The organism is Rhodanobacter denitrificans (genome assembly GCF_003335105.1).
Taxonomy (GTDB): Bacteria; Pseudomonadota; Gammaproteobacteria; order Xanthomonadales; family Rhodanobacteraceae; genus Rhodanobacter; species Rhodanobacter denitrificans_A.
In genome coordinates this window covers 189,419-214,236 of sequence record NZ_QFWQ01000008.1, presented here as the reverse complement: position 1 = coordinate 214,236, position 24,818 = coordinate 189,419, and the positions used below count along the sequence as shown (strand labels likewise).

The 24,818-nt window shown below is 69.0% G+C and carries 24 protein-coding genes; 15 read left to right on the top strand and 9 right to left on the bottom strand.

Annotation, left to right across the window (positions count from 1 at the left end; all coding sequences use genetic code 11):
- The coding region (locus DEO45_RS14020; RefSeq protein ID WP_223250879.1) for an ATP-binding protein at positions 1–972 on the top strand (972 nt) is incomplete at its 5' end.
- 313 nt (positions 973–1,285) lie between these two features.
- Here DEO45_RS14020 and DEO45_RS14015 read toward each other — a convergent pair.
- Both DEO45_RS14015 and DEO45_RS14010 read right to left on the bottom strand, forming a co-directional pair.
- On the bottom strand, positions 1,286–1,708 hold the full coding sequence (locus tag DEO45_RS14015) for a DNA polymerase III subunit chi (protein WP_114344819.1): 423 nt from the start codon (positions 1,706–1,708) through the stop codon (positions 1,286–1,288).
- 23 nt (positions 1,709–1,731) lie between these two features.
- Complete coding sequence (locus tag DEO45_RS14010; protein ID WP_114344817.1) at positions 1,732–3,219, bottom strand: leucyl aminopeptidase; 1,488 nt, start codon at positions 3,217–3,219, stop codon at positions 1,732–1,734.
- A 97-nt stretch (positions 3,220–3,316) separates the two neighbouring features.
- Here DEO45_RS14010 and lptF point away from each other — a divergent pair, with 97 nt between their 5' ends.
- From lptF to ltaE, 3 genes are all read left to right on the top strand, one after another.
- On the top strand, positions 3,317–4,432 hold the full coding sequence (gene lptF, locus DEO45_RS14005) for an LPS export ABC transporter permease LptF (protein ID WP_114344815.1): 1,116 nt from the start codon (positions 3,317–3,319) through the stop codon (positions 4,430–4,432).
- The gene (gene lptG, locus DEO45_RS14000; protein WP_114344813.1) at positions 4,429–5,529 is read left to right on the top strand and encodes an LPS export ABC transporter permease LptG; all 1,101 of its coding nucleotides are present in this window, start codon (positions 4,429–4,431) and stop codon (positions 5,527–5,529) included. Before lptF ends, lptG begins: the two co-directional genes overlap by 4 nt.
- Positions 5,530–5,602: 73 nt before the next feature.
- Positions 5,603–6,622 carry a low-specificity L-threonine aldolase gene (ltaE, locus tag DEO45_RS13995; protein WP_114344859.1) on the top strand — a complete coding sequence of 340 codons (1,020 nt, stop codon included), beginning with the start codon at positions 5,603–5,605 and terminating at the stop codon, positions 6,620–6,622.
- Here the strand turns inward: ltaE and DEO45_RS13990 are convergent.
- The 3 genes from DEO45_RS13990 to DEO45_RS13980 all read right to left on the bottom strand — a co-directional run bounded on the left by DEO45_RS13990 (position 6,597) and on the right by DEO45_RS13980 (position 9,299).
- A complete protein-coding gene (locus tag DEO45_RS13990; protein WP_114344811.1) occupies positions 6,597–7,895 on the bottom strand; it encodes a polyhydroxyalkanoate depolymerase in 1,299 nt (432 codons plus the stop codon). The two genes, ltaE and DEO45_RS13990, sit on opposite strands and share 26 nt — an antisense overlap.
- Before the next feature lie 91 nt (positions 7,896–7,986).
- Positions 7,987–8,754, bottom strand: a complete 768-nt coding sequence (locus DEO45_RS13985; protein ID WP_114344809.1) for a class I SAM-dependent methyltransferase — start codon at positions 8,752–8,754, stop codon at positions 7,987–7,989.
- 41 nt (positions 8,755–8,795) lie between these two features.
- Positions 8,796–9,299 carry an RDD family protein gene (locus DEO45_RS13980; protein ID WP_114344807.1) on the bottom strand — a complete coding sequence of 168 codons (504 nt, stop codon included), beginning with the start codon at positions 9,297–9,299 and terminating at the stop codon, positions 8,796–8,798.
- Between the two features lie 50 nt (positions 9,300–9,349).
- Here DEO45_RS13980 and xerD point away from each other — a divergent pair, with 50 nt between their 5' ends.
- Together xerD and DEO45_RS13970 are read left to right on the top strand one after the other, a co-directional pair.
- Positions 9,350–10,267: a site-specific tyrosine recombinase XerD gene (gene xerD, locus DEO45_RS13975; protein ID WP_114344857.1), complete on the top strand. Its 918-nt coding sequence runs from the start codon at positions 9,350–9,352 to the stop codon at positions 10,265–10,267.
- 104 nt (positions 10,268–10,371) lie between these two features.
- Entirely contained in the window at positions 10,372–10,752 is a 381-nt protein-coding gene (locus DEO45_RS13970) for a hypothetical protein (RefSeq protein WP_147269700.1), read from the top strand.
- A 110-nt stretch (positions 10,753–10,862) separates the two neighbouring features.
- Here the strand turns inward: DEO45_RS13970 and DEO45_RS13965 are convergent, their stop codons facing one another.
- Positions 10,863–11,537 carry a Fe2+-dependent dioxygenase gene (locus DEO45_RS13965; RefSeq protein ID WP_114344803.1) on the bottom strand — a complete coding sequence of 225 codons (675 nt, stop codon included), beginning with the start codon at positions 11,535–11,537 and terminating at the stop codon, positions 10,863–10,865.
- A 223-nt stretch (positions 11,538–11,760) separates the two neighbouring features.
- Here DEO45_RS13965 and DEO45_RS13960 point away from each other — a divergent pair, with 223 nt between their 5' ends.
- From DEO45_RS13960 to DEO45_RS13940, 5 genes are all read left to right on the top strand, one after another.
- The gene (locus tag DEO45_RS13960; RefSeq protein WP_114344855.1) at positions 11,761–12,534 is read left to right on the top strand and encodes a DsbC family protein; all 774 of its coding nucleotides are present in this window, start codon (positions 11,761–11,763) and stop codon (positions 12,532–12,534) included.
- A gap of 104 nt (positions 12,535–12,638) precedes the next feature.
- Positions 12,639–16,505: a phosphoribosylformylglycinamidine synthase gene (gene purL, locus DEO45_RS13955; protein ID WP_114344800.1), complete on the top strand. Its 3,867-nt coding sequence runs from the start codon at positions 12,639–12,641 to the stop codon at positions 16,503–16,505.
- A 29-nt stretch (positions 16,506–16,534) separates the two neighbouring features.
- Positions 16,535–17,281, top strand: a complete 747-nt coding sequence (locus DEO45_RS13950; protein ID WP_114344798.1) for a hypothetical protein — start codon at positions 16,535–16,537, stop codon at positions 17,279–17,281.
- 82 nt (positions 17,282–17,363) lie between these two features.
- On the top strand, positions 17,364–18,251 hold the full coding sequence (locus DEO45_RS13945) for a glycosyltransferase family 2 protein (protein WP_114344795.1): 888 nt from the start codon (positions 17,364–17,366) through the stop codon (positions 18,249–18,251).
- Between the two features lie 111 nt (positions 18,252–18,362).
- Positions 18,363–19,259: a DMT family transporter gene (locus tag DEO45_RS13940; protein ID WP_114344793.1), complete on the top strand. Its 897-nt coding sequence runs from the start codon at positions 18,363–18,365 to the stop codon at positions 19,257–19,259.
- A 3-nt stretch (positions 19,260–19,262) separates the two neighbouring features.
- Here DEO45_RS13940 and DEO45_RS13935 read toward each other — a convergent pair whose 3' ends face one another.
- The 3 genes from DEO45_RS13935 to DEO45_RS13925 form a co-directional block, all read right to left on the bottom strand.
- Positions 19,263–19,763 (bottom strand): DUF2127 domain-containing protein, encoded by a 501-nt coding sequence (locus tag DEO45_RS13935; RefSeq protein ID WP_114344791.1) that lies wholly within the window; start codon positions 19,761–19,763, stop codon positions 19,263–19,265.
- 136 nt (positions 19,764–19,899) lie between these two features.
- Positions 19,900–20,094, bottom strand: a complete 195-nt coding sequence (locus tag DEO45_RS13930; protein WP_114344853.1) for a YbdD/YjiX family protein — start codon at positions 20,092–20,094, stop codon at positions 19,900–19,902.
- Positions 20,095–20,108: 14 nt separating this feature from the next.
- Positions 20,109–22,184: a carbon starvation CstA family protein gene (locus DEO45_RS13925; RefSeq protein WP_114344788.1), complete on the bottom strand. Its 2,076-nt coding sequence runs from the start codon at positions 22,182–22,184 to the stop codon at positions 20,109–20,111.
- Positions 22,185–22,357: 173 nt separating this feature from the next.
- Here DEO45_RS13925 and DEO45_RS13920 point away from each other — a divergent pair, with 173 nt between their 5' ends.
- From DEO45_RS13920 to DEO45_RS13905, 4 genes are all read left to right on the top strand, one after another.
- Complete coding sequence (locus tag DEO45_RS13920) at positions 22,358–23,158, top strand: DUF4197 domain-containing protein (RefSeq protein ID WP_114344785.1); 801 nt, start codon at positions 22,358–22,360, stop codon at positions 23,156–23,158.
- Between the two features lie 135 nt (positions 23,159–23,293).
- Positions 23,294–23,830, top strand: a complete 537-nt coding sequence (gene def, locus DEO45_RS13915; protein WP_114344782.1) for a peptide deformylase — start codon at positions 23,294–23,296, stop codon at positions 23,828–23,830.
- A 198-nt stretch (positions 23,831–24,028) separates the two neighbouring features.
- Entirely contained in the window at positions 24,029–24,412 is a 384-nt protein-coding gene (locus DEO45_RS13910; RefSeq protein ID WP_223250878.1) for a hypothetical protein, read from the top strand.
- Positions 24,413–24,581: 169 nt separating this feature from the next.
- A complete protein-coding gene (locus DEO45_RS13905; protein WP_114344780.1) occupies positions 24,582–24,815 on the top strand; it encodes a hypothetical protein in 234 nt (77 codons plus the stop codon).
- Positions 24,816–24,818: the final 3 nt, after the last annotated feature.

Sequence of the window (24,818 nt, the reverse complement as noted above, 5' to 3'; positions counted from 1 at the left end):
GCGATGCAGCGCTCCGGCGGGATGCTGCTGAAGCTGCTCAACGACGCGCTGGACCTGGCGCGGATCGAGGCGGGCAGGCTGGAGCTGGAGCCGGCGCCGTTCGAGCCGCGCCAGTTGCTGGAGGACGTGGTGCAGCTGGAGCAGGGGCTGGCGCACGCCAAGGGCATCCGCTTCGTGCTGGAAGTGGCCGAGGACCTGCCAGCCCGGCTGCTCGGCGACGCGCTGCGGATCAAGCAGATCCTGCTGAACCTGGCCAGCAACGCGCTGAAGTTCACCGAGCACGGCAAGGTGACGCTGCGGGCGCAGCGCACGGAAGAGGGGCTGCTGCTGAGCGTGAGCGACACCGGTCCGGGCATCCCGGAGGCGAGCCAGGCGCGGCTGTTCCAGCGCTTCGAGCAGGCGGAGGGGCCGCAGCGGCGGGTGGGCAGCGGGCTGGGCCTGGCGATCTGCCGCGAGCTGGTGGAGATGATGGGCGGCAGCATCGAGCTGGAGTCGCGGCTGGCGCACGGCAGCACGTTCCGTGTACGGCTGCCGCTGGCGGTGCCGGCGTCGTCGGTGCCGGTGGCGTGGGCGCCGGGCCGTCCCTGCCACCTGCTGCTGGTGGAGGACGACACCATCGTGGCGACGGTGATCCGCGGGCTGCTGGAGCGGGAGGGGCATACGGTGGTGCACGTGGTGAACGGGCTGGCGGCGCTGGCCGAGCTGGCGCATGCGGACGTCGACGCGGTGCTGCTGGACCTGGACCTGCCAGGGGTGGACGGGTTCCAGGTGGCGCGGCTGATCCGCCAGCGCGAGCGCGCGGGGCAGCACCTGCCGATCGTGGCGGTGACGGCGCGCTCGGGCAGCGGGGACGAGGCGAAGGCGCGGGCGGCGGGGATGGACGGCTTCCTGCGCAAGCCGGTCAGCGGCGAACGCCTCGCCGATGCGCTGGCGCGCGTGCTGGGCGGCGCGGATGCGCCGATGCCGGCATGAGAGCCTGTTCAACGTCCCCGAATGCCTCGCGTTGTCATCGAGTGGCCGCTAGGTGGTAGTGCGTGGCGGAGCACCTGACTGGCCGTCAGGTCAAGCCGCGCGCTGCCGCATGGCGGCCACTCGATGACAACCCTTCGGGCCGGGTCTGTTTGCCCACATGCCGGCGTCATCACTCGGTCGTGGACGGACGTCCACTCCTCGCTCCTCAAAGCCGAGTCCATCCATGGACTCTCCCCGCGTGCCCTCGTTCTTCCTTGGCCTGCGTGCAAACAGCTCCCGGCGCGAGGCATTCGGGGACGTTGAACAGGCTCTGCTACATGTCGAACTTGTGCAGCTCGAAACCGAGCCGCTGGTATTCGCGCCAGCGCGTGCGCGAGCCGTCGCGCTCGGCCGGGTCGGCGGCCACCACCTCCAGCACGCGCTGGTAGCGGCCGGCGGGACAGGTCTCGCGCAGGTTGATCACCAGCGCGCGGTCGGCGGTGTCGATGCCCGGTGGCACGATCAGCACGGCGGTGTCGTCGTCATCGTCGTCGCCGGCCAGCTGATGCGGGACCATCGCGTCGTCGTCGAACGCCCACAGCAGTTCGTCGAGGGCCTCGGCCTGGGCGAAGTCGCGGGTCAGCACCAGGGTCGGCTGCTGCGACTCGAATGCCTTCTTCGCCAGCTCGCACGCCAGCAGCAGCGGCTGCTCGCGGAAGCGCGGCTTGTCGATCAGATAGAAGTCGGCTCGGGGCATGGCAGGTCGGCTCCGTGGTGGATTCAGCCGGCGCGGTCCAGCAGCCACTGCGCCAGCAGTGCAACCGGGCGGCCGGTGGCGAGGCCCTTGCGGCCTTCCTCCCAGGCGGTGCCGGCGATGTCCAGGTGGGCCCAGCGCTGGCCGTCGGTGAAGCGCGACAGGAAGCAGCCGGCGGTGATCGCGCCGGCGCTCTTGCCGCCGATGTTGGCCACGTCGGCGAAGCCGGAGTCGAGCTGCACCTGGTAGTCGTCCCACAGCGGCAGGCGCCAGGCGCGGTCCAGCGTTTCCTCGCCGGCGGCAAGCAGCTCGGCGGCGAGGTCGTCGTGCTTGCTCATCAGGCCGCTCGCGTGCTTGCCCAGCGCGATCACGCAGGCGCCGGTGAGCGTGGCGGCGTCGATCAGCGCCTGCGGCTGGTACGTCTGCGCGGTATAGGTGAGCGCATCGCACAGGATCAGGCGGCCCTCCGCGTCGGTATTGAGCACCTCGATGGTGAGGCCGGACAGGCTGGTCAGCACGTCGCTGGGGCGGTAGCTGTCGCCGTCGGGCATGTTTTCCACGGCCGGCACCACGCACACCAGGTTGAGCTTCAGGCCCATCTTCACCGCGGCCACGAACGCGCCGAGCACGCCGGCGGCGCCGCCCATGTCGAACTTCATCTCCTCCATGCCGGCGCCGGGCTTCAGGCTGATGCCGCCGGAGTCGAAGGTGACGCCCTTGCCGACGAACGCGTATGGCTTGTCGCCGTCGTTGCCGCCCTTGTATTCGAGTGCGATCAGGCGCGGCTTGTTGACCGAGCCGCGCGCCACCGCCAGCAGCGAGCCGAAGCCGAGCTTCTCCATCCCCGCTTCATCGAGCACGCTGCAGCCGACCTTGTCCTGCGCGTCGGCGAAGGCCTGGGCCTGCGCCGCGATGTAGGCCGGGTTGCAGATGTTCGGCGGCAGGTTGGCCAGCTCGCGGGCAAAGCGCACGCCCTCGGCGATCGCCAAAGCCTGGTCGAGGCCGCCCTGTGCCTCGGCGCCCGCGGCGAAGGTGAGCGCAGCCAGTTCCGGCTGCTTGTTCTTGTCGCGCGGCTTGAAGGTGGCGGTGTAGCGGTAGGCGGCATGGTCGCAGGCCAGCGCGGCGGTGCGCACGCGCCAGGCGCTGTCGCGGCCGGGCACGTCCACCTCGGTGAGGTAGGACACCGCGTTCGCCACCGGCAGCCGGGCCAGCGCGCGCGTAGCCTCGATGTTCACCTTCTGGAAGCGTGCCGCGTCGAACGACTTCTGCGCGCCCAGGCCGACCACCAGCACGCGCTGTGCGGCGATGCCGGCCGGCGCGAACAGCACGGTGGTGGAGCCCGCCTTGCCGCTGATGTCGCCGCTCTCCACCTGGCGCTTGATCGCCCCATCGGCGGCGCTGTCCAGCTGGGCCGCGGCGCTGGTCAGCACGCCTTGCTCGTAGACCCCGACCAGCACACAGGCGCTGTCGACGGTGGCGGGGGCGGCGGTGCCGAGGCTGAACTGGAGGGTCATCGGGCGTTCCTGCGTGGGCCCGGCAGTGGCCGGACAGGCTAGACTGGCGGCTTGCCGGCGATCGCCGCCGGGCCGGATAAGCAGACAAGTTTATCGCATGCTGAGCATCCTCGACCGCTATTTCCTGCGCGAGCTGGCGCAGACCGTGGCCGCCACCGTGGTCGTGCTGCTGGTGATCGTCGCCGGCAGCGCATTCGCCAAGGTGCTGCAGCAGGTCGCCAACGGCAGCTTCCCGGCCAGCGTGATGTTCCAGGTGCTGGGGCTGCGCACGCTCGACGGGCTGACCAACATGATGCCGCTGGCCAGTTTCGTCGGCGTGCTGATGGGGCTGGGCCGGATGTACCGCGAGAGCGAGATGCACGTGCTGTCGTCTTCCGGCATGGGACCGGGCGGGCTGCTGCGGCCGGTACTGATCCTCGGCGCGATGCTGGTGGCGATCACCGCGCTGGTTTCGCTGTGGCTGGGACCGTGGGCGGTGCGCACCAGCGACGCGCTGGTGACCGAGGCGAACCGCTCGGTGATCGCCGCCGGCCTGGATGCGGGGCGCTTCACCGAGCTGCCGGGCAAGGGCGGCATCATCTTCGTCGACAGCATCAGCCGCGACGGCAGCAAACTGGGGCGTACCTTCGTGGCCACCCAGAGCAGCAGCAAGGACGGCACGCTGCACGTGAAGGTGGTCAGCGCCGCCAGCGGCGAGCTGTACCAGGAGAGCAACGGCGACGGCCGTTTCATCGCGTTCAAGGACGGCTGGCAATACGACATCCCGCTCGGTGCGAACAACTGGCGGCAGATGCGCTACCAGCGCAACGACACCTCGCTGTCCAGCGTGAAGGGTGACGAGGACGACGATCCGTCGCACTCGAAGGGCAGCTGGACCCTGTTCAAGTCGACCGACCCGGGCGACCGAGCCGAATTCGCCTGGCGCGCCAACGCACCGCCGCTGACCCTGGTGCTGCTGCTGCTGGCGCTGCCGCTGGCGCGGCAGAGCCCGCGCGAGCCGAAGTACGGCCGCCTGCTGCTGGCGGTGGTTGCGTTCTATCTCTACTACACCCTGCTGGCGCTGGGCCGCGCCCAGATCGGCAAGGGCCACTGGCACGGCGAGGCGCCGCTGTGGCTGCTGCATGCGCTGGTGCTGGCGCTGGCCGGCTGGATGCTGTGGCAGCAGTACGCCCCGCGCCGGTCCGTGCGATCGCAGGCGGGTATGCCGGCATGACGGTGTTCAACATCAAGCGGGTCGACCGGCTGGTGGCGATGAGCGTGCTCGGCTCGCTGCTGATGGTGTGGCTGGTGCTGACCGGCTTCGACGCGGTCACCCAGCTGCTGCGCCAGCTCGGCAACGTCGGCAGGCATGGCTACACATTGAGCAACGCGGTGGTCTACGTGCTGGTGACGTTCCCGCGCCGCGCCTACGAGATGTTCGGCAATTCGGCGCTGATCGGCGGCCTGCTCGGGCTGGGTGGACTGGCCGGCACCGGGGAGCTCACCGCCCTGCGTGCGGCCGGCATGTCGCGGCTGCGCATCGCCGGTTCCGCAGTGGGCGTGGTCGCGGTGCTGATCGTCGCCGTGGTGGTGATGGGCGAGACGCTGGCGCCGTGGGGCGACCAGCAGGCGCAGGCGATGCAACTGCGCGCGAAGACCGGCAGCCTCGGCATGGGCACCAGCAGCGGACTGTGGGCGCGCGACGGCGACGACATCATCAACGCCCGCGGCACCTCGCTGAAGCAGCGCGACGGCGTGGGCACGGTACAGCTGAGCGACGTGCGCATCTTCACCTTCACCGCCGACGGCCAGGTCAGCCGCTTCCGCCAGGCCAGGACCGCGGATCACGACGGCCGGCAATGGGTATTGCACGACGCGCGCACCACCACGCTCGATGCGCAGGGCACGCATGCCAGCACCGATGCCAGCCTGCCATGGCGGTCCAGCCTCAACCCGCAGGTGCTGGCGCAGTCGGTGATCCAGCCGCAATACCTCTCGATGCGCGACCTGCGCCGCAACATGGATTACCTGGAAGGCAACGGCCAGAGTTCGGGCAGCTACGCGGTGGCGTTCTGGCGGCGTGCGCTGTATCCGCTCAACGTGCTGGTGCTGGTGCTGTGCGCGATGCCGTTCGCGTTTGGCGCGCTGCGCTCGGGCGGCCTGGGCAAGCGCATGTTCATCGGTATCCTGCTGGCGCTCGGCTGGTATTTCCTGCAGCAGGCGATGGTGAATTTCGGCACCGTGTACGGCATGCCGCCGCTGCTGGCGAACCTGCTGCCGGCAATGGTGCTGGCGCTCGCCGCATGGCTGTACTTCCGCCGGCGCGTCTGAATCACCGAGGGCTTGCCCGGCGCATGCGATGCAGCCAAGCTGGCCGCCTTTGCCGGCAATCGAGGAGTGCATCGTGGAATGGGTTGACCTGCGCAGCGACACGGTGACCCGCCCCACCGCCGCGATGCGCGCGGCGATGCTGGCGGCCGAGGTCGGCGACGATGTCTACGGCGAGGACCCCACGGTCAACGCATTGCAGCAGCGCCTCGCCGACGAGCTCGGTTTCGATGCCGGCCTGTTCGTGCCCAGCGGCACCCAGTCCAACCTGCTGGCGCTGATGAGCCATTGCGAGCGCGGCGACGAGTACCTGGTCGGCGCGGATGCGCACACCTACAAGTTCGAGGGCGGCGGTGCCGCGGTGCTGGGCTCGATCCAGCCGCAGCCGATCGTGCAGGCGGCCGACGGCTCGCTGCCGCTGGAACGCATCGAGGCGGCGATCAAGCCGGTCGATCCGCATTTCGCGCGCACCCGCGTACTGGCGCTTGAGGACACCTGGCACGGCCGCACGCTGCCGCTGGATTATCTGCAGGCGGCGCACGACGTGGCGCGCGCGCACGGACTCGGCCTGCACCTGGATGGCGCGCGCCTGTTCAACGCCGCGGTTGCCGGTGGCGTGCCGGCGCGCGAGATCGCGCGGCACTTCGACACCGTCTCCGTATGCCTGTCCAAGGGGCTTGGCGCGCCGGTCGGTTCGGTGCTGCTCGGTTCGCACGCGCTGGTCGACAAGGCTCGTCGCTGGCGCAAGGTCACCGGCGGAGGCTGGCGCCAGGCCGGCATGCTGGCCGCGGCGGGTCAGTACGCGCTGGATCACCACGTGGCGCGGCTGGCCGACGACCACCGCCGCGCCGCCTACCTGGCCGGCCGCCTGCGCGAGATCGCCGGCATCGACCTGCTCGGCCAGTACACCAACATGGTGTTCGTCGACGTGCCTGCCGGGCGCCTGCGCGAGCTGGATGCGCACCTGCGCGAGGCCTGCATCCGCATCAGCATCGGCTACCTGCCCACGCTGCGCCTGGTGACGCATCTGGATGTCGACGACGACGGCGTCGAGCGCGTCGTCGCGGCATTCAGCGCGTTTTTCGCGCGTCGCTGAGCTTCACCACGCTGCGCGCGCCTGCCGGGGCGGCGTCGAACTGGCGGATGAAGTCGCGCACCTGCGGGTAGACCGTTTCGCGCCAGCGGCGGCCGCTGAAGATGCCGTAGTGGCCGGCGCCTTCGATCACCTTGTGCACGCGGCGCGTAGCCGGGATGCTGCTGCACAGCTCATGCGCGGCTTCGGTCTGGCCGAGGCCGGAGATGTCATCCAGTTCGCCCTCGATGGTGAGCAGGGCGGTGCGTTCGATGGCGGCGGGGTTCACCCGTTCGCCGGCCACGTCCCACAGGCCACGCGGCAGCAGGAACTGCTGGAACACCTTGTCGATCGTGTCGAGGTAGAACTCGGCCGGCATGTCGAGCACGGCGTTGTACTCGTCGTAGAACTTGCGGTGCGATTCCGCGTCGTCGAGGTCGCCGCGCAGCAGGTCCTGGTAGAAATCCCAGTGCGAGTTGAGGTGGCGGCCGGGGTTCATCGCGATGAAGCCGGCGTGCTGCAGGAAGCCCGGATAGACCTCGCGGCCGCGGCCGGGATAGTTCGGCGGCACCGTGTGGATCACGTTGCCCTTGAACCAGGACAGCGGCTGGGTGGTGGCCAGGTTGTTGACGCTGGTGGGGCTGCGGCGCGGGTCGATCGGGCCGCCCATCATGGTCATGCTGCGCGGGGTGGCTTCGCCGCGCGCGGCCATCAGCGATACCGCCGCCAGCACCGGCACGGTGGGCTGGCATACCGAGATCACGTGCAGGGTGGATGCGCCGATGTGGCGGATGAATTCCTGGACGCAGGCGATGTAGTCGTCCAGCCCGAACGGACCGGCCGCGGCCGGCACCATGCGCGCGTCGACCCAGTCGGTGATGTAGACCTTGTGGTCGCGCAGCAGCGTGCGCACGGTGTCGCGCAGCAACGTGGCGTGATGGCCGGACAGCGGCGCCACCACCAGCACCACCGGGTCGTTCTTCATCTTCTCGATGGTGCCGGGGTCGTCGCTGAAACGCTTGAAGCGCTTCAGCTGGCAGAACGGCTTGTCCAGCGCGACCCGCTCGATCACCGCGATCTCGTGCTCGTGCGCGGTGGCGGTGTGGATGCCGAAGGCGGGCTTCTCGTAGTCCTTGCCGAGGCGATGGACCAGCTCGTAGCCGGCGGCCATCCGCTGGGCGCCGGGCATCTGCGCGAACGGGCTGCTGGCGTCGTTGAGCATGCGCGCGCCGGCTTGCGCGAAATGGCTCAGCGGGCCGAGGAACGCACGTTGCCATTCGTGGATCTGATAGAGCATCGGAGTGGGCTGGCCGCAGGCGAAAGGAGGCATCTTAGCGCCGTTTTCCCGCCGTGTGTTGCGATGCCACAATCGCGGCTTGCCAACCTGATCAGTGACTTGCCGCTGAAACCGGCCGGTAACTGCAGCGCAGCAGCAGCTCGTCGACCCCCGCGGTGTCGCCGAGCCCGGCGCGCCACAGCAAGGGCTTCTGGAAGTGCAGGCCCAGCGGCATGAACACCCGGTTGTACCACCACATCGCGCGCTCGCGCCGATGGGTCAGATACCACTGGCCGAGGTCGAGCAGCCGCGAGGATTTCGGCTGCATGCCGTACACCGCGCTGCGTTCGATGGTGAAACCGTGCCGTGCGAGCAACGCCACGATCCGCTCCGGTTCGTAGCGGCGGCAGTGACCGACGAAATCGTCGAACGCGGTCCATGCCGCCGGGTGCAGCGGCACCGACAGCAGCACGCTGGCACCAGGTGCCGCCACGCGCGCCAGTTCGGCCAGCGCGCCATCGTCGTCGGCGACGTGTTCGAGGATGTCGAGCGCGCAGACCAGGTCGAAGCTGTCGTCGCCGTATGGCAGGGCGCCGATCATGCCGTGTACCGCATTGGCTCCGCTCGCCTGCAGGCGGCGCAGCGCGGCATGGCTCAGATCGACGAAGCAGGTGCCGTGCAACGGCAGCCGTGGGCGCAGGCCCGGTGCCACCTCCAGCCGCCGCGGCGCGGCGTCGGCCAGCTCGCGCAGCAGCGGCCAGGTGTTGAAGCGCTCCGGTCCGATCAGTTGGGCCTCGGACCACAGCGATTCGTAGAAGCCGCGGTTGGCGCGGATCAGTTCGGCGTTGCTGCGGCTTTCGGCAGGGCGCGGTGCGGGCATCGGAGAATTGAAGCGTGGATGCACTGAGCGGAGTGTGAAGCTCAGCCCAGCACGCGGATCTCGGTGCCGGCCGCGATGTCGTGCAGCGCGCGCCGGCGCGGGTCGAACAGGGCCACGGCGAACCAGCCGGCCCACACCGCCAGCAGCGTCCACAGCGTCGCGCGCAGCCCGGCTACCGGCGCCAGCAGCAACAGCACCAGCGGCGCGGCCGCCACCAGCACGCGGATCAGCGCCTGCTGCAGCGTCGGCGTGCCGCCGTCGTCGCGGGTCACCCGGATGCGCCACGGCCGCATGCCCAGCGTCTGCCCCCCGCGCCGCCACGAGCTGATGAAGTACGCCGCCACCACCACCCCCTGCAGCGCCTGGTACCAGAGCGGCACGACCGTCCGCGCGCCGGTGCGGATCAGGTTGCCGCCGGTGGCGAGCTGGCACAGCAGGCCCACCACCATCACGATCGCCAGCACGATCAGCAGGTCGTAGACCAGCGCCAACAGGCGCCGCCACGGCGGGCAGGGGATGTCGGTGGTGGCGGGGTTGGCGGGCATCGTGGCTCGGTCGCTTGCGTAGTGCGCGCGCAATGGCCAGCATCGTGCGCATGAGGAAGGAAGAGAACCGCGCCAGTATCGCCGAAGCCGACCGGCTGGGCATCAGCGCATTCGTGGAACGGGTTTGGTCGGAGGACGGCCTGGTCGACCGCACGCTGGAGGCCTACCGCCGCGACCTGGAAGCGCTGGCGCTCTGGCTCGCGGCGCGCGGGCGCACCCTGCACACCGCGCGGCGCGAGGACATCTCCGCGTACCACGGCGCGCAGCCGGCGGCGGTGCGCTCGATCGCACGGCGGCAATCGGCGTTCCGCCGCTACTACGCGTTCCTCGCCCGCAGCGAACCGGGCTTCGCCGATCCGACCCTGCTGATCGAGCGTCCGAAGCTGCCGCGCAGCCTGCCCAAGGCACTGGCCGAGCGCGAGATCGAGGGCCTGCTCAACGCGCCCGACACCACGACCACGCTGGGCCTGCGCGACCGCGCGATGCTGGAGCTGATGTACGCCTCCGGCCTGCGCGTGTCCGAGCTGGTCGAGTTGCCGCTGGCCGCGCTGAACCCGCGCCAGGGTGTGCTGCGGGTCACCGGCAAGGGCGGCAAGGACCGGCTGGTGCCGGTCGGCGAGGAAGCGCTGGCGCGCATCGGCACCTATTTGGCCGACGCGCGGCCGGCATTGGCGAAAGGCCGCCAGCCGGCAGCGCTGTTCCTCAGCCAGCGCGGCGAAGGCATGACCCGGCAGATGTTCTGGACCCTGGTCAAGCGCTACGCGCTGAAAGTCGGCATCAACCCGAAACGCATCTCGCCGCACGTGCTGCGCCACTCCTTCGCCACCCACCTGCTGAACCACGGCGCCGACCTGCGCGCCCTGCAGATGCTGCTCGGCCACAGCTCGCTCAGCACCACCCAGATCTACACGCTGGTGGCGAAGGAAGGCTTGAAGCGGCTGCATGCGCAGCATCATCCGCGGGGGTGATAGCGTGTCGCTTGGGATGACAGTTGCCGCGGCGGTTACCGCGTTGCACGTAAATGGACCTGGCCACTTATTTTTGTATTCCTGTCATTCAAATAGGATGATCTGTGAAATTTGTACATGAAGATAATGCTGACAAAGAAGGAAATTACCTTCATCTAAGAAGGTATGGGCTTACGCGACCATTTAACTGGATCATTGATCGAGATCGTGACATTTTCTTGGCCGGCATTTCTTCAATGATGCCGGAGCGTGATGATGAATATCTTCTGAAATGGAAGAAAATGTACATTAAGGTCTTCACCAAGAGACGCTGGGACGCTTCTGACAGGGATGAATGCCAAATAACTGCTCTTGAGCTGCCACGCAGTCTGGGCGAGATATTTCCCGAGATGTTCACTGTTTTAAAAGAGGCATTTATTTTTTGGGGGTTTAAAAAAGTCACTCTCCTGGATGATGCGCGAATTTACGTTTATGATCGCGACTAAAGGGATATCCTGAAAAAGGTATCCGGGACAATTTCCGAGCGTTTCCCATGCAGACGACTGCTACGTTTTTGTGCCGGCGCCTGCTTCTGATCCTGTATCGACGATGGAAATCACACCTCCGCCCACATCCGCAGCAGATTCGCATGCGACTTGCTGACGACGTCGAACGTGGCGCTCTTGCCTTCGCGGCCGAAGATCTGCCGCTTGGCGTTGTCCAGGTCCCACAGCAGCTCGCGCCTGGCGGTGTCGCGTACCTGGCTCTGCACCCAGATGATCGCGGCATGACGCACGCCCTGGGTGACCGGGGTGACGTGGTGCAGGGAGTTGGCCGGGTAGGCGATGGCGGAGCCGGCTTCCAGCTTGAATCCGTATTCCACGCCGTTGCTCTCCACCACCAGGTCGCCGCCGGCGTAGCTTTTGGCGTCGGACAGGAAGAGCGTGATCGCCACGTCGGTGCGCACCGCGCTGCCGAGGCCGCCCATCACCGGGGCGTCGACGTGCGGACCGTATTGCATGCCGACGTCGTAGCGGTTGAACAGCACCTGCGTGGTCGCGGCCGGCAGAATCGAGGTCTGCAGCATCGCATTGCGCAGGAAGGCGCCGCGCACGATGTCCTGCAGCCGGGCCTGGCTTTCGGTGTTGATGGAGACCTGCAGATTCTTCTTGACCTCGCGTGCCGACCAGCCGGCCGTGCTGGCGCCGTCGACGAACGAAGCGCCCTGGAGTTCGCCGCGTATCACGCCGAGTTCTTCGGGGGTCAGCACGTTGGGAGCGCAAATGATCACGAGGATTCCGCCGGGCGATTCAGGCTGTCGGAAGGGGCCGTGCGCGGCCAGGCGGTTCCGCCGGGCCGTTGCAGGGCAGCTGTGTGGCGAAAATCTACCATCGAAGCGGGCGGCGATCATCGGCTTCTGCGGCATCGTGCGCCGAATGGCGTTCAGCCGCCTGTGCGAGAATGCGCCTCTGCCGCCGGTGAATGCGCCGGCCACGGATCGAACGAGGTTGGTGATGCTGAAGAAACTGTTGCTGGCGCTGTGCATCGGCGGGCTTTCCCTGAGCGCGTGTGCCGCCGAGAACGATGCGGCGCCGATCGCCGCCCCGGCGGTGACGCCGGCGGCGCAGCAGATGGTGCGCCAGGCGATCCACAGCCTGGCGGCGAACGTGCAGGTCGATTCGATCGAGCCGGCGCCGATGCCGGGCTTCTACCAGGTGATCGCCGCCGGCCAGTTGCTCTACGTGAGCACCGACGGCAAGTACGCGATGCACGGCGACGTGATCGACCTCAGCCGCAAGCAGAACGTCAGCGACGACGCCTGGGCGCGTTTCCGCAAGGCCGAGCTGGCCAAGGTGCCGGCGTCCGAGCGCATCGTGTTCGCGCCGCCTAATCCGAAGTACACGGTGACCGTGTTCACCGACGTCAACTGCGGCTTCTGCCGCGCGCTGCACGAGCACGTCGCCGCGTTCAACAAGGCGGGCATCGCGGTGGAATACCTGGCGTGGCCGCGCGAAGGCGTGGTGACCACCGCCGGGCGGCCCACGCCGACCTACACCGAGATGGTCTCGGTATGGTGCGCCAAGGACCGCAAGGCCGCGTTCACCGCCGCGAAGGAGGGTCGTGCGCCGGCACCGGCGGCCTGTGCCAACCCGGTCAAGGACGAGTTCGAGCTGGGCGTGAAGCTGGGCGTCAGCGGCACCCCGTCGATCTACGGCCCGGACGGCCGCATGCTGGGCGGCTACGTGACTCCGGAGCAGTTGCTGCAGGCGCTGAAGCAGGGCGGCTGAGGGCTCGCTTGCGCCCGGTCCCGGGGTGCGCGCCCCGGACCGCCTATGCCGTATTGCAGCATAGGGTAGAATAGGCGTTTCCTCCGCACAGTTTCGTTCCCCGCATGATCGTACTCGACGGGCAGAACGCCCTCTCGCCGTTCCGCCTCGAACGCCTCAATGCCCGCCTCGATGCCCTGCATCGGGGCGTTCGCGTGCAGGCTTCGTGGTTCGTCTACTTCATCGATGCCGAGACGGCGCCCGAGGGCGCGCTGCGTCAGCGCCTGCTGGCCGTGCTGGAGGCGAAGGACGTCGTCACGCCTGAGCCGGCCACGCTGTGGGTGGTGCCGCGGCTGGGCACGATCTCGCCGTGGTCGAGCAAGGCCACCGACATCCTGCATGGCGCCGGTTTCGACGTGCGCCGGGTGGAGCGCGGCCTGGCATGGCTCGTGGCCGGCCTGCCGCCGGCCGAGGCGCCGGACCACGCGGCGGTCATGGCGGTGCTGCACGACGCGATGACGCAGTCGGTGCTGCAGCGGATCGAGGACGCGCAGGGCCTGTTCCTGGCCGGTTCGCCCGGCGAGCTGGTGCACGTGGCGCTCGGCGCCGACCCCCGCGGCGCGTTGGCCGCGGCGAACGCGCGGCTGGGCCTGGCGCTGGCCGACGACGAGATCGAGTACCTGGCCGACCGCTACGCCGAACTCGGCCGCGACCCCACCGACGCCGAGCTGTTCATGTTCGCCCAGGCGAATTCCGAGCACTGCCGGCACAAGGTGTTCAACGCCAGCTGGACGGTGGACGGCGTGGAACAGGACAAGAGCCTGTTCGGCATGATCAAGCACACCCACCAGCACGCGCCCGCGCATACGCTGTCCGCCTATTCGGACAACGCGGCGGTGATCGAGGGCAGCACCGGCCGGCGCTTCTTCGCCGACCCGGCCGATGGCGTGTGGCGCGGGCACGAGGAGCGCATCGATTACGCGATCAAGGTGGAGACGCACAACCATCCCACCGCGATCGCGCCGTGGCCGGGCGCCGCCACCGGCGCCGGCGGCGAGATCCGCGACGAGGGCGCGACCGGCCGCGGCGGCAAGCCGAAGGCCGGGCTCACCGGCTTCTCGGTCTCCGACCTGCGCATCCCCGGCCTGCCGCGGCCGTGGGAAGTGGATCGCCCGCTGCCGCCGCGGATGGCCAGCGCGTTCGAGATCATGCGCGACGGCCCGCTCGGCGCGGCCGCGTTCAACAACGAATTCGGCCGGCCCTGCCTGGGCGGCTATTTCCGCAGCTACGAGCACGAGACCGGCGAAGCCGGCCTGCGCCGCGGCTACGACAAGCCGATCATGCTCGCCGGCGGGCTGGCCAACCTGCGCGCCGGTCACGTGCTGAAGCGCGCGGTGCAGCCGGGCAACAAGGTGATCGTGCTGGGCGGCCCGGCGATGCTGATCGGGCTGGGCGGCGGCGCGGCCTCGTCGGTGGCGTCCGGTGCGTCGAGCGAGGAACTGGATTTCGCCTCGGTGCAGCGCGACAACGCCGAGATGGAGCGGCGCTGTCAGGAAGTGATCGACGCCTGCTGGCGTTGCGGCGACGCCAACCCGATCGTCAGCGTCCACGACGTCGGCGCCGGCGGCCTGTCCAACGCGATCCCCGAGCTGCTCAACGACGCCGGCGTCGGCGGCGTGATCGACCTGTCGAAGGTTCCCTGCGATGACCCTTCGCTGTCGCCGATGCAGGTGTGGAGCAACGAATCGCAGGAGCGCTACGTTCTGGCGATCGCGCCGGCGGACCTGCCGGCGTTCGAGGCCATGTGCCGGCGCGAGCGCTGCCCGTATGCCGTGGTCGGCGACGCCACCGCCGAGCGCCGGCTGCTGGTGACCGACCCGCGCCGCGAGCTGACCGTGATCGACCTGCCGATGGACGTGCTGTTCGGCAAGCCGCCGCGGATGCATCGCGACGCCAGCCGGCACAAGCCGCGCGTGGACCTGCTGCCCGACCTCACCGGCATCGGCATGGACGAGGCGCTGCTGCGCGTGCTGCGGCTGCCGACGGTGGGCAGCAAGAGCTTCCTGATCACCATCGGCGACCGCACCGTCGGCGGCCTCAACCACCGCGACCCGATGGTCGGCCCGTGGCAGGTGCCGGTGGCCGATTGCGCGGTGACCATGATCGACTTCGACGGCTACGCCGGCGAAGCGATGGCGATGGCCGAGCGCGCGCCGGTGGCCCTGCTCTCCAGCGCCGACGCTGCGCGGCTGGCGGTGGGCGAGGCGATCACCAACCTGGCCGCCGCGCCGATCGCCAGTCTCGGCGAGGTCCGCCTGTCGGCGAACTGGATGGCCGCGGTCAACCATCCCGGCGAGGACGCCGCGCTGTTCGACGCGGTGCACGCGGTCGGCATGGAGCTGTGCCCCGCGCTGGACATCTCGATTCCGGTCGGCAAGGACTCGCTGTCGATGCAGACCGTGTGGCAGGACGGCGGCAGCGCGCAGCGCACCGTGTCGCCGGTGTCGCTGGTGATCACCGGCTTCGCCCGCGTCGACGACGTGCGCCGCACGCTCACCCCGCAACTGCGGCTCCATCGCGGCGACTCCGCGCTGTGGCTGATCGACCTGGGCGCCGGGCGCAGCCGCCTCGGCGGCTCCGCGCTGACCCAGGTGTTCGGCCGTTCGGGCGGCGTGCCGCCGAACCTGGACGACGCGAAGCGATTGCGCGCGCTGTTCGAGCTGATCCAGGAGGCGAATGCGAACGGGCTGCTGCTGGCATACCACGACCGTTCCGACGGCGGCGTGCTGATCACCCTGCTGGAGATGGCGTTCGCCGGCCACTGCGGCCTTGAGATCCATCTGGACGGCTGGGCCGAAGCGACCCTGCGCGCGCTGTTCAACGAGGAACTCGGCGCGGTGGTGCAGGTGGCCGAGGCGAATCGCGAGGCGTTCGAGGCGCTGGTGGTCAAGCATGGCGTGGCCGGCATCTGCCACCGCATCGGCCGGCCCAAGGAGAAGCTGGGCATCAAGCTGTTCCTTGGCGACGAGACCCTGTTCAAGTGGAACTGGAGCACGCTGTTCAAGGCGTGGAACGAAACCAGTCACGCGATGCAGCGCCTGCGCGACAACCCGCAGAGCGCCGATGCCGAACTGGAGTGGCGGCTGGACGACGCCGATCCGGGAATCAGCCCGAAGCTCAGCTTCGATCCGGCGCAGGACGTCGCCGCGCCATTCATCGGCAAGGGCGAACGCCCGCGCATCGCGGTCCTGCGCGAGCAGGGCGTCAACGGCCAGGTCGAGATGTCGGCTGCGTTCACCCGCGCCGGCTTCGAGGCGGTGGACGTGCACATGTCCGACCTGTCCAGCGGGCGCGTGAAGCTGGCCGACTTCCGCGGCTTCGCGGCCTGCGGCGGCTTCTCCTACGGCGACGTGCTGGGCGCGGGCCGCGGCTGGGCCACCTCGATCCTGTACAACGACATGCTGCGCGAGCAGTTCGCGGCGTTCTTCGCCGACGAGGCGAAGTTCGCGCTGGGCGTGTGCAACGGCTGCCAGATGATGTCGCAGCTGAAGGAGATCATCCCCGGCGCGCAGCACTGGCCGAAGTTCCTGCGCAACGCGTCGGAGCAGTACGAGTCGCGCGTGGCCACGCTGGAGGTGCTCGATTCGCCGAGCATCTTCTTCAAGGGCATGGCAGGTTCGCGCATCCCGGTGGCGGTGGCGCATGGCGAGGGCCGGGTCAGCTTCCCGCATGCGTGCAGCCCGTCGAAGTCGAACGGCGCGGTGCGCTTCGTCGACAACCGCGGCAAGCCGACCGAGAACTTCCCGCTCAACCCCAACGGCTCGCCGGGCGGCCTGGCCGGCTTCACCGCCGCCGATGGCCGCGTGACGATCCTGATGCCGCATCCGGAGCGGGTGTTCCGCAGCGTGCAGCTGAGCTGGCATCCGCAGCAATGGGGCGAGGATTCGCCGTGGATGCGCATGTTCCGCAACGCCCGCGTGTGGTGCGGCTGACCGGCCATCGCGTCGCCGGGCGCTGAGCGATGGCCCGGCGCCGCGGACCGCCATGGCGCGCCGTGCTGTCGCGGGCGGCCTGGCTGGTCGTGCTGGCCGCACTGCCGTGGTGGCTCGGCCTGCCGGGGTTGCTGGCATTGGCGGCGAGCGTCGTATTGCTGCAGTACCGGCTGGCGGAGGCACATGCTGCGCTGATCCGCCGCGGCCTGAACTGGGGACTGCCCGGCGTGCTGTTTGCGCTGCAGCGGGCATTGGGCGGCGATGCGTTCGCCTGGGGTACGGCCCTGCTGGGTGCTCTGGCCGGCTACACCCTGCTGGCCGGGCTGGAGGCGTGGCTCGATCGCGACATGCGCCGCGCGCCGGCGGCGGCCCCTTCCGCCGAATGGCCCGAGCTGGCGATGGCGCCGATCGGCCCGCCCGCGGAAATCATCGAACTGCAACCGGTGCAGTGGCTGGCGGGAGCGGGCGAGCTGCTCGATCCGCTGGGCGGCCGCGTGGTTTATCGCGCGAACTGCTATCGGTTCGCGGCGGGAAACCGTATCGACGATGTCGGCCCGCAGGCGACCTTCAGTCCGTGCGGCCGCTGGTTCGTCGCGCGCTTGCGTCGCGACCGCGGCGTGCTGTTGTGGGATCGTCGGCGCGAGCGGCAGCACTGGCTGCGCGGTTGGCAACTCGTCGGCTGGCACCGCGGGCGGCCGTGGCTGGCCCGTCGCGAAGGCGACATGCCGCTGGCCCTGTCGGCGGTGCTGGGCGAAGACGATGTGGAAGACGCGTGAAGCCGTGGCGTGATCCGCGTTTTCTTCGCGCGCATCGCCGCGAACGGTTCTCCCATCGCGCATCTCCGCGCATACTTGCGTCGTGAATCCGGCTTCCCCACATCGTTCGCCATTTGCGGTGGCACTCAGCGTGATCGTGGTCTCCGCCGACAGTGGGCAGACCCTGCGCGAGTGCGTGCGCGGCGTGCTGGCCAGCACGCTGTCGCTGGAACTGATCCTGGTCGACAACGATTCGCGCGACGGCGTGCCCGAGGCGATCGAGCGCGCGCATGCGCACGACACGCGCCTCAGGGCGATCTACAACTATCGCAACCTGGGGTTCGGCCCGGCGGTGAACCTCGCCGCGAAGCAGGCGCATGGCCGGGCGCTGCTGATCCTCAATCCCGACTGCCTGTTGCGCGATGACGAGCTGCAGCGGCTGTTGACCGTGCTGGAGGACCGGCCGAAGGCGGGGCTGATCGGTGCGGTGGTATGCGATGCCGACGGCCGCCCCGATCCCGCCTCGTGGCGTCGCGATCCGCTGCTGCGGCGCGCGCTCAACAGCCTGCTTGGCCGCCCCGGTGAGCAGATCAACATGGCGCGGGACATTCCGGTCGGGGTGATCGAGACCGAGGCGGTGTCGGGTGCGGTGATGCTGCTGCCGCGCGAGATATTCCAGCGCCTCGGCGGCTTCGACGAGGAATACTTCCTGCATTGCGAGGATCTGGACCTGTGCCGCCGCGTGCGCAACCTCGGCTACCAAGTGCTGCTGGCGGGCGACGTCCGCGTGCAGCACGGCAAGGGCAGCTCGAGCCGGCACCGGCCGGTGTTCGTCAGCCGTCACAAGCACCACGGCATGTGGCGCTGGTTCCGCAAGCACGACCCGGCCGCGGGCAATCCGCTGGTGGCCGCCGCGGTGTGGCTGGGCATCTGGACGCACTTCCTGCTGAAGATTCCCGGACAGTTGTGGCGCAGGGTGCGCAACGGGTGACGAGGAGTGCAGGGGAAGGCCAGGCGCGAAGCTGGTGCCGCGCCCTTGCCTGCCGGTGGCAAAGCCGCGACTCTCTCTCCCCATGGTTCTTCTCCACTTGCGATCGATCCCTTGAGCACGCCGCGCGCCACGACCACCCTCGCCACACTCGGCCTGCTGGCGCTGACCGCCGTGTGGGGTTCGACCTTCGTGCTGATCAAGGACGTGGTCGGGCGCATGCCGGTGGCGGATTTCCTGGCCGTGCGCTTCGTGGTCGCCGCGCTGGCGATGCTGCTGCTGTTCCCTCGGGCCGTGCTGCGGCTCGGCCGCGGACTGCTGCTGCGTGGTCTGCTGCTCGGCACGATCTATGGCGCCGGCCAGTTGCTGCAGACCTGGGGACTGTCGCTGATCGCGCCCAGCGTCAGCGGTTTCGCCACCGGCATGTATGTGGTGTTCACGCCGATCCTGGCGATGCTGCTGCTGGGTCAGCGCATGGCCGGCGTGGTGTGGCTGGCGGTGGCGCTGGCCACCGTGGGGCTGGCGTTGCTGTCGCTGAACGGCGTGTCGGTCGACCTGGGCGTGTGGCTCACCCTGGCGTCGGCCGCGTTGTACGCCCTGCACATCGTGCTGCTCGGTCAGTGGTCGCGGCAGGGCGAGGCGTTCGGCCTGTCGGCGGTGCAGATGGTGGCGATCGCGGCGGTCTGCCTGCTCGCCACCGCGCCGCACGGTCCGGTGCTGCCGCCCGACCGCAGCGCCTGGCTCGCCGTGCTGTACATGGCACTGATCGCCGGCGCCGGCGCGATGCTGGTGCAGACCTGGGCGCAGTCGCACCTGCCGGCCACCCGCGCCGCGATCGTGATGACTACCGAGCCGGTGTTCGCCGCCGCGTTCGCGGTGCTGCTCGGCAGCGACGTGGTGAGCTGGCGCATGCTGTTCGGCGGCGGGCTGATCCTGGCCGCGATGTATCTCGTCGAGCTGATGCCGCGGCGCAACGAGCCGCCGGCCGAGGCAGTGCACCACGAGGTATGACGGTCAGTGCCGCGGACGTGGCTGCAACGCGATGCGCACCAGGTAGACGATGATCGCCACGTTGCCGACCAGGGTGGCCAGCTTCAGCCAGCCGAAGCGGTGCAGCGTCTCGTACAGTTCCAGCGGGATCAGCGAGCCGGTGGCGATCACGGTGAACCATTCCGCCCAGTACTTGCCCAGCCACAAGCCCACGCCTTCGACGCCGAACAACACTGCATAGCCCAGCGCGACCGCCCCGACCGCGACAAAGCGGCTGGGCCCGAAATCCTGCAGCAGGCCGACCAGCTTCCAGCGCAGGCCGTTGCTGTCGGCCAGCGAGAGATGTTCCAGCCAGTGCACCAGCTGTTCGAAGTTCTGCTGGCGGTCGAGATGGAACGCCGCCATCGCCACCAGCACCAGGCACGCGGTCTTGATGATCTCATAGACCGCGATGACGCGCAGGCCGGCATGGTGCTGCGCCGGAACAGCCGTGGGCGGGAGCGTGGCAGACTTGGTTTCTGGCATGAAGGGAAACTGGACGGGTAAGCCGCGCCCATTGTCCGCGCTGGCGCGCGATTGACCAGTGCGCATCGGCAGGGCTGTCGAAGACACGCGTTCAGAGGAGCCCGCGGGGGGCTCCTCTGCACGACGCGGGCGGGGATCAGCAGCAGCGGCCGCCGGTGCCCTTGTAGCGGGCCTCCTGGCGCTCGCGGAAGAACTCCCTGTAGCTGGGCACCTGGCGCTCGGGATGATGCTCGCGCAGGTGCTTCACGTACACGTCGTAGTCGGGCACGCCGCAGCACAGGCGGGCGGTCTGCACCGCCCACTTGCGCACGGACTGGAAGGTCGCGTTCATCATGGCGTCTCCGCTCAGCCGGCCACGCTGCTCAGCGCCACGTAGGGCTCTTCGTGCGCGGTCGGGTGGTTGATGTTCCAGGCCTTGACCACCGCGTTCAGGCAGAACAGCACCATCGCCACGACCAGCAGCATGAACAGGCCGGTCATCAGCATGTCGACGTAATTGTTGGTGACGATCTGCTGCATCGCGGCCTGGGTCTTGGCCGGGGCCAGCAGCTTGCCTTGCTGCATGGCGGCCGCGTACTTGTTCGCTGCGGCGGTGAAGCTGATCGGGCCGACCAGTTTTTCGTAGCCGGCAGTGAGCGTGCAGATGATCAGCCACAGCGCGGGGATGCCCGGTACCCACACGTAGCGCTCGCGCTTGAGTTTCACCACCACCACCGTGGCCAGCATCAGCGCGATCGCGGCCAGCATCTGGTTGGCGATGCCGAACAGCGGCCACAGGGTGTTGATGCCGCCGAGCGGATCGACGGCGCCCTGGTACAGGAAGTAGCCCCACAGCGCCACGCAGATCGCGGTGGCCAGCAGGTTGCCGGTCCACGATTCGGTTTCCTGCAGCGGCTTGTGGATCAGGCCGGCGATCTCCTGGATCATGAAGCGGCCCACGCGGGTGCCGGCGTCCACGGTGGTGAGGATGAACAGCGCCTCGAACAGGATCGCGTAGTGGTACCAGAACGCCATCATGCCGCCGCCGGGGATGATGTTGTGCAGCAGCTGGGCCATGCCCACCGCCAGCGTCGGCGCGCCGCCGGCGCGGCCGAGGATGCTGCTCTCGCCGATGTCCCTGGCCGTCTGCAGCAACTCGTCCGGCGTCACCACGAAGCCCCACTGGCTGATCGCGGTGGCGGCATCCTGCACGGTGGTGCCGACGATCGCACCCGGCGAGTTCATCGCGAAGTACACGCCCGGGTGCAGCGAGGCGGCGGCGACCAGCGCCATGATCGCCACGAACGCCTCCATCAGCATGCCGCCGTAGCCGACCATGCGCGCCTGGCCTTCGTTGGCGAGCAGCTTGGGCGTGGTGCCGGAGGCGATGATCGAGTGCCAGCCGGAGACCGCACCGCAGGCGATGGTGATGAACAGGAACGGGAACAGGTTGCCGGCGAACACCGGGCCGGTGCCGTCGATGAACTTGGTCACCGCCGGCAACTGCAGCGTCGGCGCGGCCAGGAAGATCGCCAGCGCCAGCAGCGCGATGGTGCCGATCTTGAGGAAGGTGGAGAGGTAGTCGCGCGGCGCCAGCAGCAGCCACACCGGCAGCACCGAGGCGCAGAAGCCGTAGGCGATCAGCAGCCAGGCCAGCGCCTTCGCGTCGAAGTCGAACAGCGTGGCGAGCGCCGGCGTGTCGTACACGATCTTGCCGAACCAGATCGAGGCGAGCAGCAGCACCAGGCCGATCAGCGACACCTCAAGGATCCGCCCCGGGCGGAACCAGCGCAGGTAAGCGCCCATCAGCAGCGCGATCGGAATCGTGGCGGCTACGGTGAAGGTGCCCCACGGGCTGTGCGTGAGCGCCTTGACCACCACCAGCGCCAGCACCGCCAGCACGATCATCATCAGCACCAGCACGCCGATCATCGCCACGATGCCGGGGAACGGCCCCAGTTCCTCGCGCAGCATGTGGCCGAGCGAGCGCGCGTCGCGGCGCAGCGAGAGCCCGAGGATCATGAAGTCCTGCACCGCGCCGGCGAACACCACGCCGAACAGGATCCACAGCGTGCCGGGCAGGTAGCCCATCTGCGCGGCCAGCACCGGGCCGACCAGCGGGCCGGCGCCGGCGATCGCGGCGAAGTGGTGGCCGAACACCACCCACTTGTCGGTGGGCACGTAGTCGAGGCCGTCGTTGCGCAGCACCGAAGGCGGCGCACGGGTGGGGTCTAGCTGCAGCACCGAGTGCTCGATGAACTTGCCGTAGAAGCGGTAGCCGATCACGAAGATGGAGATCGAAGCGGCGACCAGCCAGATCGCGTTGATCGGCTCGCCCCGGCGCAGGGCGACCACGCCCAGGCAGAACGCACCGACGATGGCGATGGCGACCCAGAGAATCTTGCTGGCCGGACTGGGCTTGGGTATGACAGCAGCTTGCATGGGTGGCTCTCCTCGGCGATAGCTCCAAGAGTCTTCCTGGCGGCGGCGGCGGTCAATGCCGGAAACGGCCGATCGGTATTAGCCTTTGGTCGAATAGCCTCCTGCGCGCCGTCACGCGGCGGTGAGGCGGCGGAGCTACACTGGCCGCCCCGCCGACCATCCTGGAATCCGTCATGCGCATCCCGGTTCGACACGGCCTGTTGGGCCTCGCTCTCGTTGTCGCCACCCTGCCGGTCGCGGCGGTCGGCTCCGGCCAGTTCAAGGATCTGCTGAACAAGGTCAAGCAGTCGACGCATGCCTCCGGCCCGTCGCAACTCGGCAGCAACCTGCCGTCCAGCGACATCGCCGCCGGCCTCAAGGAGGCGCTGGCCAAGGGCACCACCAACGCGATCAACAGCCTCGGCCGCGACGGCGGTTTCTGGAACAACAGCAAGGTGCGCATCCCGCTGCCGGGAAAACTCGAACAGGCCGGCAAGCTGGCGCGCGAGCTTGGCCAGGGCGCCAAGGTGGACGCGTTCGAGCTGAGCATGAACCGGGCGGCGGAGAAGGCGGTGCCCCAGGTGGCCCAGATCTTCGGCGACGCGATCCGCAAGATGACCCTGGACGACGCGCGCGGCATCCTCACCGGCGGCGACCACGCGGCCACCGATTTCTTCCGCCGCGTCGCCGGCGACGCGCTGACCGCGCGCATCCATCCGATCGTGGCCAAGGCCACCGACAGCGTCGGCGTGACCCAGAAGTACAAGGCATTCACTTCCGGCAGCGGCGGCGCGCTCGGCGGCGCCCTGGGATCGCTGGGCGCGCTCGGCGGCGGCAAGTCGAACAAGGGCGGCAGCCCGCTGAACCTGGACGACTACGTGACGGCGAAGACGCTGGACGGCTTGTTCACCACCATCGGCGAGCAGGAACAGTCGATCCGCCACAATCCGGGAGCGCGCACCACCGACCTGTTGAAGAAGGTGTTCGGCGGTTGAAGCCGCTTGCGGCTTCAACAAAATCGGTACGAGGCTTTGCCCGGCTTCCGGCGGTTGTAGCATGGGCATCGCCGCTTGTACCGGCATCGCATCGACCACAGATCATCCGGTAACAGTGTTCAGGGCGAGGCCCTCATGATCCGTGAAATCCTCAAGATGGGCGATCCGCGCCTGCTGCGCATCGCGCCGCCGGTACCTGATGCGATGCTGGGCAGCGCGGAGCTCGACGCGCTGGTCGCCGACATGTTCGACACCATGCACGACGCCGGCGGCGTGGGCCTGGCCGCGCCGCAGATCGGCGTCGACCTGCAGCTGGTGATCTTCGGCTTCGACACCAGCGAACGCTACCCCGACGCGCCGGCAGTTCCGCGCACGATCCTGCTCAACCCGGTGATCACGCCGCTGTCGCAGGACATGGAAGAGGGCTGGGAGGGCTGCCTGTCGGTTCCCGGCCTGCGCGGCGCGGTGAACCGCTGGACGCTGATCCGCTACGAAGGCGTCGACCCCGAGGGCGCGCGCATCGAACGCACCGCCGAGGGCTTCCATGCCCGCGTGGTGCAGCACGAGTGCGACCACCTGATCGGCCGGCTGTATCCGTCGCGCATCACCGACTTCAGCAAGTTCGGCTACACCGAGGTGCTGTTTCCGGGGCAGGAGCCGGCAGACGAGTAATTGCGCGCAGGCCCGGTCGTCCCCCGGGCGTCGAATACCGGCTCAAGCACCGGCCGGTGCTGCCGATACCTTGTCCATGCTGCCACGCGAAGTTCGTCTTCATGCCGATCCCGGTTGGTCCGGACGCGACGCCTGCCATGGCGCGACGGGCGTCCGCGCCGGCCGCCCCGGGCCGCAGGCGCGCGACGAGGAATCGCCATGGACATGACCCGCGGCAAGCCGCGCCCGTGGGGTGCCCCGGGCAACAGCGTCGACTGGACCGCCCCCAGCCTGCAATCGCTGCTCACCAAGACGGAAGGGTGGAGCCTGGACAACCGCGGCGTGTTCACGCCGATGGCCTGCGAACTGCACGTCGGCTGGGGCGCCGGCGCGGGCAGGCTGGCAAGCCTGGTGTTCGAGCGCGACGGGGTGATGGTGGTCGAGGCGGCCTTCATCATTCCCAATGGCGAACAGGTACGCATCGACCGCGTGCAGGCGGGTGTGTTGCGCTCGGCCTGGGGCATCGTGATGGACGGGCGCGACGGGCATCGTGCGGAAGATCGCGCCCACGGCATTCGCGTGTACTGGGTGCACATGCGCTGACGCCTCGGCGCCGCAACGCGGCGCGCGGACGGGACGACGCATGGCGGCGATCACCATGGCGTAGTCTGCGACGCGAGTCCGACGACCATCGAACTCTCCGTAGCGTAAGCTGCGGAAGGGCGGATGTCCGCCCGGGAGAAGTTCGGTGAAGAAAGAAGATGAAACGCACATGCAGATCGTCTCGGCGGACATCAGCTCGGAATCGCTCACCGGCATGGTGATCTTCCGGCCGCATTGCGTGTCCCGTGCGGGGCGCAAGGTGGACGAAGCCGGCAAGAGCGGCAACTGGTATGCCTTGCGTCCGGCCGAGGTGCGCAGCTTTGCGCGTGCACTGCTGGATGCGGCCGATGCGCTGGACCTGAAGACGAAGGCGCTGCAGGCGGCGAAGACGGCGACGGGTTGACCG